Source organism: Microbacterium sp. ARD31 (genome assembly GCF_031844425.1).
In genome coordinates, this window is record NZ_JAUZVE010000015.1 from 113,937 (window position 1) to 126,781 (window position 12,845).

General features: G+C 66.7%; 13 protein-coding genes. 3 read left to right on the forward strand and 10 right to left on the reverse strand.

What is annotated here, in order from left to right:
* Positions 1 to 20 precede the first annotated feature (20 nt).
* From Q9S36_RS27725 to Q9S36_RS27740, 4 genes are all read right to left on the reverse strand, one after another.
* Positions 21 to 1,568 carry a sugar ABC transporter ATP-binding protein gene (locus Q9S36_RS27725; protein WP_311288067.1) on the reverse strand — a complete coding sequence of 516 codons (1,548 nt, stop codon included), beginning with the start codon at positions 1,566 to 1,568 and terminating at the stop codon, positions 21 to 23.
* On the reverse strand, positions 1,565 to 2,674 hold the full coding sequence (locus Q9S36_RS27730) for a substrate-binding domain-containing protein (protein WP_311288068.1): 1,110 nt from the start codon (positions 2,672 to 2,674) through the stop codon (positions 1,565 to 1,567). The genes Q9S36_RS27725 and Q9S36_RS27730 overlap by 4 nt, the downstream gene beginning before the upstream one ends.
* 38 nt (positions 2,675 to 2,712) lie before the next feature.
* Entirely contained in the window at positions 2,713 to 3,831 is a 1,119-nt protein-coding gene (locus Q9S36_RS27735; protein ID WP_311288069.1) for a sugar ABC transporter substrate-binding protein, read from the reverse strand.
* A 73-nt stretch (positions 3,832 to 3,904) separates the two neighbouring features.
* Positions 3,905 to 4,924, reverse strand: a complete 1,020-nt coding sequence (locus Q9S36_RS27740) for an ABC transporter permease (protein ID WP_311288070.1) — start codon at positions 4,922 to 4,924, stop codon at positions 3,905 to 3,907.
* Between the two features lie 280 nt (positions 4,925 to 5,204).
* Here Q9S36_RS27740 and Q9S36_RS27745 point away from each other — a divergent pair, with 280 nt between their 5' ends.
* The 3 genes from Q9S36_RS27745 to Q9S36_RS27755 all read left to right on the forward strand — a co-directional run bounded on the left by Q9S36_RS27745 (position 5,205) and on the right by Q9S36_RS27755 (position 7,254).
* Complete coding sequence (locus Q9S36_RS27745) at positions 5,205 to 5,957, forward strand: GntR family transcriptional regulator (RefSeq protein WP_311288071.1); 753 nt, start codon at positions 5,205 to 5,207, stop codon at positions 5,955 to 5,957.
* A 175-nt stretch (positions 5,958 to 6,132) separates the two neighbouring features.
* On the forward strand, positions 6,133 to 6,501 hold the full coding sequence (locus Q9S36_RS27750) for a nuclear transport factor 2 family protein (RefSeq protein ID WP_311288072.1): 369 nt from the start codon (positions 6,133 to 6,135) through the stop codon (positions 6,499 to 6,501).
* 132 nt (positions 6,502 to 6,633) lie between these two features.
* Positions 6,634 to 7,254, forward strand: a complete 621-nt coding sequence (locus Q9S36_RS27755) for a TetR/AcrR family transcriptional regulator (protein ID WP_311288073.1) — start codon at positions 6,634 to 6,636, stop codon at positions 7,252 to 7,254.
* Here Q9S36_RS27755 and Q9S36_RS27760 read toward each other — a convergent pair.
* From Q9S36_RS27760 to Q9S36_RS27785, 6 genes are all read right to left on the reverse strand, one after another.
* A complete protein-coding gene (locus Q9S36_RS27760) occupies positions 7,239 to 7,895 on the reverse strand; it encodes a TetR/AcrR family transcriptional regulator (RefSeq protein ID WP_311288074.1) in 657 nt (218 codons plus the stop codon). The two genes, Q9S36_RS27755 and Q9S36_RS27760, sit on opposite strands and share 16 nt — an antisense overlap.
* 10 nt (positions 7,896 to 7,905) lie before the next feature.
* Entirely contained in the window at positions 7,906 to 9,417 is a 1,512-nt protein-coding gene (locus Q9S36_RS27765) for a sugar ABC transporter ATP-binding protein (RefSeq protein ID WP_311288075.1), read from the reverse strand.
* An 11-nt stretch (positions 9,418 to 9,428) separates the two neighbouring features.
* On the reverse strand, positions 9,429 to 10,376 hold the full coding sequence (locus Q9S36_RS27770; RefSeq protein ID WP_311288076.1) for an ABC transporter permease: 948 nt from the start codon (positions 10,374 to 10,376) through the stop codon (positions 9,429 to 9,431).
* Between the two features lie 62 nt (positions 10,377 to 10,438).
* On the reverse strand, positions 10,439 to 11,296 hold the full coding sequence (locus tag Q9S36_RS27775) for a nuclear transport factor 2 family protein (RefSeq protein ID WP_311288077.1): 858 nt from the start codon (positions 11,294 to 11,296) through the stop codon (positions 10,439 to 10,441).
* The gene (locus tag Q9S36_RS27780) at positions 11,293 to 11,715 is read right to left on the reverse strand and encodes a nuclear transport factor 2 family protein (RefSeq protein WP_311288078.1); all 423 of its coding nucleotides are present in this window, start codon (positions 11,713 to 11,715) and stop codon (positions 11,293 to 11,295) included. The genes Q9S36_RS27775 and Q9S36_RS27780 overlap by 4 nt, the downstream gene beginning before the upstream one ends.
* A complete protein-coding gene (locus Q9S36_RS27785; protein ID WP_311288079.1) occupies positions 11,712 to 12,728 on the reverse strand; it encodes a sugar ABC transporter substrate-binding protein in 1,017 nt (338 codons plus the stop codon). The genes Q9S36_RS27780 and Q9S36_RS27785 overlap by 4 nt, the downstream gene beginning before the upstream one ends.
* Positions 12,729 to 12,845 lie beyond the last annotated feature (117 nt).

Genomic DNA, 12,845 nt, shown 5'->3' on the forward strand with positions numbered 1-12,845 from the left:
CGCGCGTCGTGATGCCTGGCTCAGCCAGACACCGGATCTAGATTCATCGCTTGAAGGATGTTGTGCTCCGAGACCTCTGCGCCCACCAGGGTCCGCGCGATCCGCCCGCGCCGGAAGATGATGACCCGCCGGCACAGGTGGCGATACTCTTCGAGCTCGCTGGAGGAGAAGATCACCAGCTTCCCCTGGTCGGTCTGCTGCTTGATCACCTCGTAGATCTCGAGCTTTGCCCCAAGGTCGACGCCTCGCGTGGGGTCGTCGAGCAGAAGCACGGATGGCTCCACCTGCAGCCACTTGCCGAGGACGATCTTCTGCTGGTTGCCACCGGAGAGCGTTCCCACCGCATCGTCGCGCCGTCCGAACTTCACGCGGAGCCGGGCCAGCGTCTCGTCGGCGCGCGCGCGCATCTCACGTTTGCGCAACCAGAATCGGTAGCCGCCTGTCACGCCTGCCCGCACGCTCGAGACGTTCTCCAGGACAGAATCCTGCAGCATGAGGCCGTCACGCCTGCGGTCCGCCGGCACCAGGGCGATGCCGCGACGCACCGCCTCGCGCATGGAGCGGGGCTGCCCGTTGCCGTCGGGGAAGGTCATGCTGCCCGATGTGGCGGCGATGCCGCCGTAGATCGCGGTGAGGACCTCCTGGACTCCGGCATCCTCGAGCCCGGCGAGGCCCAGGATCTCGCCCTGCCGCGCCTCCAGGGTGACGTCCTGCAGCCGATTGGTCGACACACCGGAGAGCGTCAGTCGCGGAGCATCGTCCGCGATCTCGTTCATGGCGAGGAAGGGGAGCTCACCGGGTGCGCGGCCGATCATGTCCGCGACGAGTGTGGCCATGTCGGTGCTGTCCATCGGGACGGTCTTGACCAGCCTGCCGTTTCGCAGCACGGTGACGGTGTCGGCGATGGCCGCGATCTCCTCCAGCCGGTGCGACACCAGCAGCACCGTCACCCCGCGGTTCTTCAGCTCGCGTACCACCGAGAGGAGCCTCGCCGTCTCGTTCGCGCTCAGCGACGAGGACGGCTCGTCCAGGACGAGCACGCGCACGTTGGTCAGCAGAGCCTTGGCGATCTCCAGAAGCTGCCGCTCATGAAGAGGAAGCGCGCTGACGAGTTCGTCGAGGCGCACGTCCAGTCCGAGCTCCTTGAGCACCGGGCGCGCCCTGGCCGCCATTCGACGGCGACGGATGAATCCTGCCTGCGTGATCTCCCGGTTGGCGAAGAGGTTGGCCAGCACGTCCAGCTCGGGGAACAGCGAAAGCTCTTGGAAAACGATCGCCACACCCTGGGCATTCGCATCGCGCACGGACGAGAAGTGCACCTCCGCCCCGTCCACCTCGACGACACCGGCGTCCGCACTCTCCGCCCCCGCGAGGATCTTCATCAGGGTCGACTTGCCGGCGCCGTTCTCACCCAGAATCGCGTGCACGCTCCCCGCCGCGAACTCGATGGTGACGTCGTCCAGCGCCGTGATCCCCCCGTATGTGCGTCCGAGGCCGCGCACCGCGCAGCGGGGAGGGGAAGCCTCCCCGCTGCGCGAGCCGCTCGACGCGTCGGCCAGGTCGGTCACGGCTGCGGATTCGTCTCGTCGACCGAGGACAGGTCGTACTGATACGTCACGTCGCTGTGCACGAGGTTCTCGACATCGGCGACGATCTCGTCGCCCAGTGCCTGGTAGGCGTCCTTCGCGGCATCCGGATCTTGCAGGATCGTCACGATCTCCTCGAGGTTCTCCGCCGTCACGATGTCGTAGCCCGTGTTGACCCAGCCCACCGGCATCGGGTCGCCCCGGAACGCCGAGTTCGCGATGAGCTTGGTGCCCACGTAGCCCTGCAACCATGACCGCTGCGTCACAGCACCGACCATCAGGCCGCCACCGATGGCCTCCACCGCGCCGGGGTCGTCGCCGCCGGCCGTGGCGCCGATGAGGTAGCTGTCCCCACTGCTCTCCTTCACCTTGATGAGGTTCGGCACGTCCACGTCGCACGCTCCGACGAATCCGAGCGCGTCAGGGTACTTTGCGATGATTCGCTGCCACGCGGCGAAGTTGCCAGCGGGGTCACCGGCGGTCACCTCGGGCTCGGGCACCGTGACACCGGGGAGTTCAGCCTCGATCCGCTCCCGGAAGCCGTTCAGCGGCGCGATGAGCACCTCGAGTCCCGCTACGCAGATACCCGGGATGATGACGCCTTCCGCGTCGGCAGGGAGCTGCTCGATATAGAGGTCGGCGAGACCGGCCCCCATCGCAACCTTCGGCGCACCGACCTCCGTGACCGCCTTGGATCCCTCCGAGTACACGTCGGCGGTCGCTACCACGATCCCCTGATCGACGGCGCGGTCGATCGGCGCGCGCCACAGGTCGCCGGGGTACGCGTGTACGAGCACGCCCTTGGCGCCCGCAGCGATCGCGTTCTGAAAGTCGGTGATCGCCTTGTTGGGATCCAGGCCCTGCGGTCCGTACTGGGTGAACTCGACACCCTCGGCGTCCGCCGCGTCGCGGGCGCCTTCAGCCATGTTGTTCGGGTAGGGCGCGTTATAGAGACCGATCATGGCCAGCGGACCCTTGTTCTCGTCACCTTCGCCGGTCGCTCCACCGGTACCGCCGGCGGTGCACCCGCTGAGACCGAGGGCTGCCACTGCGGCGATCGCCGCCACAGTCATATACCTGTGCTTCATCCTGCTGCCTCCTTGGTTGTGACTTGCGAACGCGTGCCTCACGGCGCGGGATTCGGCTCGTCGATGGATGCGATGTCGTACTGATAGGTCGAAGGGTCGTGCGCGAGGTCGTCGGCATTCGCGACGATCTCGTCACCCAGCGCTCCGTAGTAGGCCTTGGCTGCGTCGGGATCCTGGAGGATCTCGACGATCTCATCGACGTTGTCGGCGGTGACGATGTCGTAGCCGGTGTTGATCCAACCGGTGGGCAGTTCCTTGCCCTCGAATGCGTTACCGGCGATGAGGGTCATCCCGACATAGCCCTGGAGCCACGGGCGCTGCGTCACGACACCGACGATGAGGCCGCTCTCCAGCGCCTGCACCGCTACCGGGTCGTCGCCGCCGGCGGTGACTCCCACGAGGAACGGGTCGTCGGTCGTTTCCTTGATCTTCACAAGGTTCGGCAGGTCGACGTCGCAAGCGCCGACGAAGCCGAGCGCGTCGGGGTACTTCGCGACAATGCGCTGCCACGCGGCGAAATTACCTGCAGGGTCTCCGGCCGTCACTTCGAGGTCGAGGACTTCCACGTCGGGCAACTCCTCCTCGATCCGGGCCTTGAAGCCCTCGAGCGGCGCCATGATCACTTCCAGACCTGCGACGCAGATGGCGGGGACGATCACGCCGGATGCATCCGCGGGCAGACTCTTGATGAACTCGTCCGCGAGGCCCGCGCCCATCGCCACCTTGGGAGCACCGACGTGAGCGGTCGCCTTGGATCCGTACGAGTAGTTGTCTGCCGTGACGACGGTCACTCCCTGATCCACCGCACGGTCGATCGGCGCCTTCCACAGGTCGCCCGGGTACGCCATCGCAAGCACACCCTCCGCGCCGGCAGCCACCGCGTTCTGGAAGTCGCTGATCGCCTTGTTGGGGTCCAGTCCCTGCGGGCCGTACTGGGTGAATTGGGAGCCCACCGCGTCCGCCGCGTCGCGGGCACCCTCGGCCACCGAGTTGACGTACGGCAGGTTGTAAAGGCCGACCATGGCGAGTGGACCGTTGGTCTCAGGTGCGGAGCTGGCGCCCGTGCCTCCGGAGTTGGAGCACCCGGCGAGGGCTCCGATGACCAGCGCTCCAACGACCACTGCTGCTGTGCGTGTGGTTCTCATTTCTTCTCCCATGTCTTCATCGATCGATGCGGTTCGTGGCCGTCGGGTTCGACGCACGATGACTGCCGGACATCGGCGTCCGAAGTCAGCTCCGAGGGCGGCGCCGCAGCGCGGAATCGAGTGCCACCGCGCCGATGATCACGATGCCGGTGACGAACGCGGCGTAGTTGACGGAGACTCCGAACGCGGTGAGCGCTCCACTGATGACGCTGACCACGATCGCTCCGAGCATGGCGCCGGGCACAGTTCCCCGGCCGCCGGTCAGCGCCGTGCCGCCGATGACTGCCGCCGCGATGACGAGCAGTTCGTATCCTGTTCCGACGGCAGGATCGCTCGCGCCGAAGAAGGCGAACGAAAGCACGCCCGAGATCCCGCACAGTGCGCCGAGGAGACTCGAGGTCTGCACCTTGATCAGCGACACCCGGTAGCCGCTAAGGCGGGCCGCGTGAAGGTTCGAGCCGATGGCCCGCACGGCGAAGCCGAACGACGACAGCCGGTACAGGATCGTCAGGACGATCGTGAGGACCACGAGCGCGACCGACAGCGCCGGAATGCCGAAGAGACTGCCGCCGAGCACCGTGAAGAACGGGTCGTTGCGGTCGCCACCTGTTGCCGATTGAGCGCCGTTGACGATGAGCGCCATCCCGCGATAGCTCGCGAGCGTTCCGAGTGTGATGACGATCATCGGCACTCCGAGGGCATTCGAGAGCAGGGCGTTGATGGCGCCGAGGATCGCACCGACCAGGATCGCGATGAGTGCCGCGAGCCACAGGTTGACGCCGCCGGCTGCCATCATCGCGGTGATCATCGCGCAGAAGGCGAAGTTGCCACCGACGGAGAGGTCGAGTTCGCCCATCGACATGAGGAACACCATGCCGAGGGCCATGATCCCGAAGAACGACGCCTGCTGCGTGATGTTGGCGATCGAGCCGATCGAGAGGAACTGCGGATGGAAGACCGAGACCACGATCACGATCACGGCGAGCACGGATGCCACGCGCAGCTCGTCGATCGCGACGAACGGATTGCGGCGCCGCGGCTTCGACGTCGGGAGGTCCTGGATCGCAGCGGTGGGGTCGTCAGCCTCGCTGAGCTGTCGCGTCATTGCGTGCCTTTCGGAACGGTACGAGCGCCGTTCGTGTGGTTGTCCATTCCGTCGAATCGTGCGACGATGCACGCCACAAGTGTGCACACCTCGTGGCAAGCATGTCAAGCGTGATCCGCGACTAGCCCCTTCAACTCCCCGAAAGGCGGAGAGAATCGGAGCTCCAGCGGCTGTCGAATCGGGGATCGATGCGGCTCCTTGGCTCGCATTCCGCGAAAGAGTGCGCACACACTACGGCACCCCTGCGCCGAAGGACGAGCGATGAAGAGAGACGGGTTCCATGTCGACGATCGACGCCCTGGAGTTGCTTCCGCCCCCGGTCTTCACCGACCCGCGCCGCGTCAGCGTGGACCTGCACCTGCACTTGCGCCGCCTGGTCTTCGAGAACCACCTCCCACCGGGCACTGTGCTCAAGCAGGCCCAGCTCGCGCGCATCTTCGGGGTGAGCCGCACTCCGATGCGCGAGGCCTTCCGGATGCTCCAAGAGGAGGGTCTGATCGACACGGCGGTCGATCAGCGCGCTCGAGTGCGGGCTCTCGACGGAGACGAACTGGATCAGCTCTACAGCGTGCGGATCACGCTGGAGGCTCTCGGAGCACGCCTCACGGCGGGGCGCCTCGCCTCGTCGGAGCGGACCCGCGCCCTGGCCGCGCTCGACACGATGGAGCGCGCGCAACTCGACGAAGACCTCGAGGGGTGGATGTCGGCCCATCGACGCTTCCACCGCGTGTGCGTGGCGAGAGCGGATGAGCCGATCGTGCGGGTCATCGACTCCTACGCCCAGCGCAGCGAACGCTACCTCCGCCTCTATCAGCTCTGGCATCCTCAGTCATTCGCCATCGCGCATCGCGAGCACGCCGACATCCTTGACGCGATCGTCGAAGGCAACGTCGCCAAGTCGGGCACTCGCATCGCGGACCACCTGGCTCACACGAGCATCACCGTGCTGGCGGACGTCGCCGGCGGCAACGACGGGCGTGCGATCCGGCATGCGCTCGCGATGGTCAGGGATCCCCGCCGTGGATCGATTTAGTGCATCCACTTGCCGCGACGCGACCGCCTGCCGAGTCCCCTCGCGTGCCCTCTCCGCAATATGCGGTAGTCGTCACGGACGACGATCGAAGAGAAAACACTTGTGTACACACTTCGCCCCGACTACCGTGACTGTCGAGTGTTCAACCCGAATCATTCATGACAAGGAGGTCATCATGTCCACAACCGTCAGCGACTTCACCACCGACGTGTGGGAACGCGTCGACTCGCTCGAGGTCCCACGCTTCGCCGAGCTCTTCGCCGAGGACGGCACGCTCGTCTTCGGCAACGGGGAGGCGATGGTGGGACCGGCGCAGATCCAGGCCGGCGTGGAAGGATTCTTCACCACGATCAAGGCACTGCACCACACCGTCAAGAACGAGTGGCAGAGCGGCGATACGACAGTCATCGAGCTCGACGTCGCGTACGACCGCCTTGACGGAAAGACCGTGTCGATCCCCGTCGTCTCGATCTGGGACCGCGGACCCGACGGCCTGTTCACCGACTACCGCGTGTTCTTCGACCTGGCGCCCGTATACGCCTGATCCACCGCCGCCGTTCACCGGCGATCGACCGGCCCCGGCATCCGATGTTCGCAGCGGATGCCGGGGCTCAGTCGTCGACGGCGCGCTCGCACGCCCCCGCGACGCCCACGACCGCCTTGATAGAGTCACTCCATGAGTGCGGCAGACGGGGCGGAGGCATCTCTCGCACGCAAGCCGGATCCACGACCGCACCGCAATCGGGCCAAGGCGCTCGAAGCGGCGAGGTCGCTGCTGAGCGAACGAGGGTGGGACGCGGTCACCCATCTTGCGGTATCCGAGCGGAGTGGCTTCGGCCGCACAACCCTGTACCGGTTCTGGCCGGAGCAGGCGGATCTCCTGCATGATCTGCTCGAGAGCCAGCTCACGTCGGCGAGTCTGCAGACCACCGGCGATCTCCGATCCGACCTCTTGGCCGAATTGATGCGCCTGGCCGACCGCATCAACGATCCGCCGACGGCGAGGATGATCCTCGCCGTCATCGAGCGGGCCGCAGTGAACGATCAGTTCGCCGAGCTACGGGTGCGCTGGCATCTCGCCGGGACGAGCGGCGTGCGAGCCCTGATCCAGGAAGCAATGGCCTCGGGGATCCTGGACCACGACCTCGACATGCAGGAAGCGGTCGACCAGCTGGCGGGACCGATGGTGCTACGCGGGTTCTTCGCCGCCGTGCCCGTGACCGACGACTACGTGGCAACATGCGTCGACCGGTTCCTCGCCCAGCACCGGCACCCGATCGCTCACGTCGATCGGTAACGGCGCAGGAAGCGGTCGACGATGTGCTCGACGTAGTCCGCGGAGACGTCGCGCCCCGCGAAGACGGAGCGCACGATCAGAGGGCCGGCAAGCTCTTCCACACCTTCTTGCAGGTCGGAAGGGAAGTGGATGATCCCCTCGTGCCGTGCTCGAGCCAGCACGATCCGCGTGCCTTCTGTGCCCGCGCGATGCCAGCGCTCGCGGAGCGAGGCGAACACGGGATCGTGCACAGCGCGTTCGATGATCGCCATGACGAGGCGCGATGACTCGACGCTCTGCAGCCGGTCACGTACCTGCATCATCTCCATGAGCAGATCGACCCTCACATCGCCGGTGTGCGGGAGCACCGTCGAGGGAAGCTCGTTGTCGATCGTGTCGTACAGCAGGTCGGCCGGCTCGGGCCAATGCCGGTAGATGGTGGTGCGCCCGAGGCCGCTCGCTTCGGCGACCGCGGCATGCGTGACCGACCTCGATCCGCTGTACACCAGAAGCGCCCTCGCCGCCTCGAGCGCGATGTCCTGACTCTTCGTGCGTCGCGCCTGCGCGCGCCGCTGAACCACTGCGGCCCGCGCCGCTCGCCCCGATTCCTTTGCGGCCGACGTGCCGTCGCCTGGGGGAAGAGGAGACATCGACTCCGGCACCCTCTCGTCCCTATCCGCGTTCCGGCGGGGCATCGGCGACGCGCGGATCGAGCGCATCGATCGGCGCATTGAAGGCGACCATCGCGCGAGCGATGTCTTCCTGACTGGCACCGCGCGCGACCTCCTTCACCAGCATCCCCTCGTGCAGGACGAGGATCCGGTCGCAGAGGCCTATCAGTTCGGGGAGCTCGGACGACGAGACGAGGATGCTCTTGCCCTCGTCGGCCAGACCGGTGATCGCATCGTAGATCTGCCGCTTGGTCCGCTCGTCGATGGCCCGCGTGGGCTCGTCCATCAGGAGGATGTCGCTGTTCCTCGCGAGCCAACGGCCGAGGACCACCTTCTGCTGATTGCCGCCCGAGAGTGTCCGGACTTCCGTCCACTCGTCGCGGGCCTTCAGCCCCAGACGGCCGAACAGCAATGCGACCACGCCGCGCTCCGCGGCGGCCGAGGGTCGGCTGAGCAGCCGTCGTGTGCCCAGCAGCACCAGCGAGGCGTTGAACCGAACACTGCGGGCGAGAGCGAGCCCGTGCGCGCGTCTATCCGCCGGCACGAAGCCGATCCCCGCCCGGATCGAGGATCTCGGCGACGGAGCGACAGCCTCGCCTCCGACGCGCACCTCGCCTTCTCGCCGACGAGCACCGAAGATGCCCTCGAGCAGACTCGTGCGCCCGCTGCCCGTCAGGCCGGCGACGCCGACGATCTCGCCGGCGCGCACGTCGAGGTCGATCGGCGTCCGGATCGCCCCGGCGGTGAGTCCGCGGATGGACAGAAGCGTGTCAGCGGTGGGAGTGCGCGTGCGCGGTGCGGCGTCCTCGAGGGGCCGACCGACCATCAGGCGGATGAGCTCATCGGCATCCGTCTCCCGCGCGGCCAGCGTCGCGACCGATGCGCCGTCACGGAGGACGGTGATCCGATCGGCGAGAGCGAAGGTCTCCTCCAGTCGGTGGGACACGAAGATCACACTCCCCCCGCGATCGCGGACCTCCCGCATGCTGGCGAACAGCTGTTCCACCCTGTCCGGCGTCATCGCCGCGGTCGTCTCGTCCAGTGCCACGATCGAGCAATCGCGCGCAAGGACCCGCGCAACCTCGGTGAGCTGACGCGACTCGCCCGAGAGGAGGCCGACCGGGATTCCGGGTTCGAGAGGCAGTCCTGCAGCGGTCAGCACGTCAGTCGAGGCTCGCCGCAGCGCTCGCCAGTCGACGAATCCCCAGCGGGTCGGGAGCCGGCCGAGAAAGAGGTTCTCGTCCAGCTTGAGCGTGTCGCACACCTGGGCGTTCTGGAAGACGACTCCGATCCCGGCCAGCAGGTGCCGCCGTGGGTCGCCCAACCGAATGGTCTGACCGTCGACCGAGATCCCGCCCGTGTCGGGCTTGAGCTGGCCGGCGAGGATCTTGAGCAGCGTGCTCTTGCCCGACCCGTTCTCTCCGACAAGGGCATGGATCTCGCCGGGCCGGATGACAAGGTCGACGCCGGTGAGCGCCTTGACCTTCCCGAAGCTCTTCGAGATGCCACGCATATCCAGTCTCGTCACGATGTCCCACGAGCTCTCAGGCGATCGATTCCGACGGCGACGAGCAGGACGCCGCCGGTCACCACGCCTTGCCAGAAAACCGGGACTCCGAGCAGGATGAGCCCGTTGTTGAGCACGCCGATGAACAGGACGCCGATGACGGTCCCCACGATCGTCGCCGAGCCTCCCTGAAAGGACGTGCCGCCCAGCAGCACCGCCGCGATGACCCCCAGTTCGATCCCTACGCCGAACTCGGGCGAAGCGATCTGTGACCGTCCGGTCACGAGCACCGCCGCGATCACGACCAGCGCGCCGTTCACGGCGAATGCGGCCAGGAGCGCGCGATCCACCGGGATTCCACTCAGCCGCGCCGCGTCGCGATTGCTCCCGATCGCGAACAGAGATCGTCCGAACGTCGTGTGGGAGAGCACGACGAGTGAGGCCAGGACCGCAGCGGTCGCGATGATGGCGGAGACCGGGATGCCGAGCACCCTCCCGGAGCCGAGCCAGATCACCGTTTCAGCGCCGACCTTGCCCGTAAGGGGCACGCTGAGTCCGCTCGTGGGGATCTGGGCGATCGCGCGCAGGAGCGCCATCGCACCCAGCCCCACGACGAAGAAGGACATCCCCGCTTTCACGATGAGCATGCCGGTGAATCCGACGGACACGGCGGTGATGAGCACCAGCGTCGCCGTGAGAGACAGCACCACCGGCATCCCGGTTGCCATCATGCCGACCAGGAGCATCGAACCGAGCCCGACGAGCGAGCCGATGCTCAGGTCGATGAGACCCGTGAGCAGCAGGTAGGTCGACCCGAGGGCGAGAAGCATGGTCGCGGCGCTGTTGCCGAGGATGTCCATGATGTTGACGTACGTGAGGAACTTCTCCTGGAAGACCGACAGCAGCACGACCGTCACCAGCAGAACGACTCCGACACCGGTCCACGGCGGGGCCTCCCGCAGCATGGTGCGGACTGGGCGCCGCCGCGAGGGCGGTGCCGGAGGTTGTGCCGCGGTCGAAGCGACGGTCATCCGTCCGCCCTCCAGAAGGCGTCCCACGCGGTGACATCGGCGAAGTGCACGAAGACCTCCGCCACGCGACCGCGGTCGAACCGCCAGGTCGTGTTGAGCACCTGCTCGATCGAGCGTCCGTTGCGCGTGGCCGTGACCCGCGCGAAGAACGTGACGAGATTCGCCGCGACGAGAACGGTCTCCGCCGTTACGCGCAACGTTCCGTCGGCGAGTTCGCGCAGTTGCGCGAGCCCGCGCAGCACCGCGTCCGGTCCGATCGCAACCCCCCCGATCGGGCTTCTCCCGTCGACCGACGACACGACGTGAGCGGTGAACACGCTCCGAAGAAGCTCATCCTCGCCGGTGTTCGACATCCGCTCCACGAGGTCGCGCACCTGCTCACGAGTCAGGTCGCTGTCGGCCCGGTCGCTTCGGTCCGGCATGCGGTCGAATCGCCAGAACGCATCCCAGCTCTCGGGATCCGAGAAGTGGTCGAAGAACTCGACGCACTGGCCATTCTCGAAACGCCAGATCACCGCGATCATCTGGTCGATGTCGACGATCTCGATCTCTTCGGTCAGCAGCTCGCGCTCTCGGCGGGCGGTGGCGCTGTTGAGCATGACGACGAACGAGTCGTCCGCCATGATCTCGACAACGTCGAGACGGAGCGAGCCGTTCACGAACGCCGAGAGGTTCTTGAAGTTGTTCAGGCAGTTGTCGCGTCCGCGGTGGATGCCGCCCATCGCTCCCCCGCAGTGCGCGTAGAGCACGGCGTCCTCGGCGACGAGGGCTTCCATCTCCGTGAAGTCTCCGGCATAGGCGACTTTGTTGATCGCGGACCGGACAGCCAGCCCGAGCGGGTGCGTCGTCGTCATCTCGGCGCCTCCGTCCAGAATCGGTCCCATTCATCGACATCCGCGAAGTGGTCCCACATCTCCACCACCTGACCGCCCCGGAATCGCCAGATCACCGTGATGACATGGTCCAGTCGTGCGCTGCCCCGCGTGGCCGTGGCGCGCTGCAGGAAGAGCGCGAAGTGATCGTCGACGACGAACTCGAGCGGCTCGAGCACGAGCGTGCCGCCGGAGAGGTCGAAGAGGATCGGAAATCGAGACAGCGCTTGGTCGAGCCCCCGATGCGTACCGCCGAGCGGACTGATTCCCTCCGCATGGAGCACGACGTCCGGCGACATGACCTCGCGCAGAGCGCCGTTGTCTCCCTTGCCGGCGTTGACGCGTTCGACGAGACGCCGGATGCGGCCCTCGTCGGCGACCGGAGCAGCGGGCGCGCTCATCCCTGGTCCTCGATGATCTGCGCGCACTTCTGCTCGTTCGGGAGCCAGTCGGCCGCGTTCTCGGCGTCGAAGCGGACCCAGTCGACGATCGTCGGCTCGACCTGCTCCCCGCGCGCCAGACGAGCCCCGATCTCCGCGGCGAGGTATCCGCCGAGGACGTTCTCGCTGCTCCAGCTGGCCGAGAGGTTTCCGTCCTTGATCGCCTGGATCGATTCGGGCGAACCGCCCTGGCCGATCGTGGTGAGATCGTCTCGCCCGCGCCCTTCGGCGGCGAGTCCCGCGCCGATCGCGAGCGTCTCGTCGAAGGAGAAGATGGCATCGATGTCCGGGTTCTTCACGAGGATCGCATTGCCGACGGCCTGCCCCTCGTCCACGGTGAACTTGGTCGCGTTGACCGTCTCCACGATCGTGATGCCGTTCTCGGCCGCCGCGTCGATGAATCCGCCGAGGAGAGCCTCGATCAGCGGGATGGCGGGACCGCCGATGACCGCGACCTCCGAACCTTCTGGATAGAGCTCGTCCAGGTACTCGGCCGCCTGCACGCCGTACGCCGACGGGTCGGTCGACACGCTGCCGGGGGCGTCGGATGCGGGGTTCATGATCTCGACGATCGATGTGCCCCGCGCCTCAGCCTCCGCCACGACGGACGCGACCTGCGATGTGTCGAACGGCAGCAGCACCACCACGTCCTTGCCCTGCGCCATGAACGCCTGGACATCTGCGATCTGCTTGGTGATGTCCAGCCCCGAGTCGGCGACCGTGACTTCGCCGTCGCCGTTCGCCGCGGCGTAGCACTCGATCCCCGCGAGGAACTGCTGGGCGGCCGGGGAAGTCACACCCGGAGCCGAGAACCCGTACGTGGTCGGCTCGGTGTCAGGTTCGGGTTCGCCTTCTCCACTCGGGTCGGCGCTCGTGGCAGCGCATCCGGTGAGAAGCAGCACGCCGACGAGGGCGGTAGCGGTCCATAGCCTCATTGCTCGGTTCCTTTCGCCGTGCTCCGCCATCGTTGGCATAATTGGAACACTCTGTACCGAGATTATTAATGGGACAAAGTGTTCCAGTCAAGAGGTTCGTGAGAGCGTCGACACTCACGGGGAACGAGCGGCCCGCAGACGGATCGCACTCGCGGT

What these genes read in the sequence shown, in the direction of transcription:
- Q9S36_RS27730 (WP_311288068.1), bottom strand. Translation starts at nt 2,674, where the DNA reads ATGAAGCACAGGTATATGACTGTGGCGGCGATCGCCGCAGTGGCAGCC.
- Q9S36_RS27735 (WP_311288069.1), bottom strand. Translation starts at nt 3,831, where the DNA reads ATGGGAGAAGAAATGAGAACCACACGCACAGCAGCAGTGGTCGTTGGA.
- Q9S36_RS27740 (WP_311288070.1), bottom strand. Translation starts at nt 4,924, where the DNA reads ATGACGCGACAGCTCAGCGAGGCTGACGACCCCACCGCTGCGATCCAG.
- Q9S36_RS27745 (WP_311288071.1), top strand. Translation starts at nt 5,205, where the DNA reads ATGTCGACGATCGACGCCCTGGAGTTGCTTCCGCCCCCGGTCTTCACC.
- Q9S36_RS27750 (WP_311288072.1), top strand. Translation starts at nt 6,133, where the DNA reads ATGTCCACAACCGTCAGCGACTTCACCACCGACGTGTGGGAACGCGTC.
- Q9S36_RS27755 (WP_311288073.1), top strand. Translation starts at nt 6,634, where the DNA reads ATGAGTGCGGCAGACGGGGCGGAGGCATCTCTCGCACGCAAGCCGGAT.
- Q9S36_RS27765 (WP_311288075.1), bottom strand. Translation starts at nt 9,417, where the DNA reads ATGCGTGGCATCTCGAAGAGCTTCGGGAAGGTCAAGGCGCTCACCGGC.
- Q9S36_RS27770 (WP_311288076.1), bottom strand. Translation starts at nt 10,376, where the DNA reads ATGCTGCGGGAGGCCCCGCCGTGGACCGGTGTCGGAGTCGTTCTGCTG.
- Q9S36_RS27775 (WP_311288077.1), bottom strand. Translation starts at nt 11,296, where the DNA reads ATGACGACGACGCACCCGCTCGGGCTGGCTGTCCGGTCCGCGATCAAC.
- Q9S36_RS27780 (WP_311288078.1), bottom strand. Translation starts at nt 11,715, where the DNA reads ATGAGCGCGCCCGCTGCTCCGGTCGCCGACGAGGGCCGCATCCGGCGT.
- Q9S36_RS27785 (WP_311288079.1), bottom strand. Translation starts at nt 12,728, where the DNA reads ATGCCAACGATGGCGGAGCACGGCGAAAGGAACCGAGCAATGAGGCTA.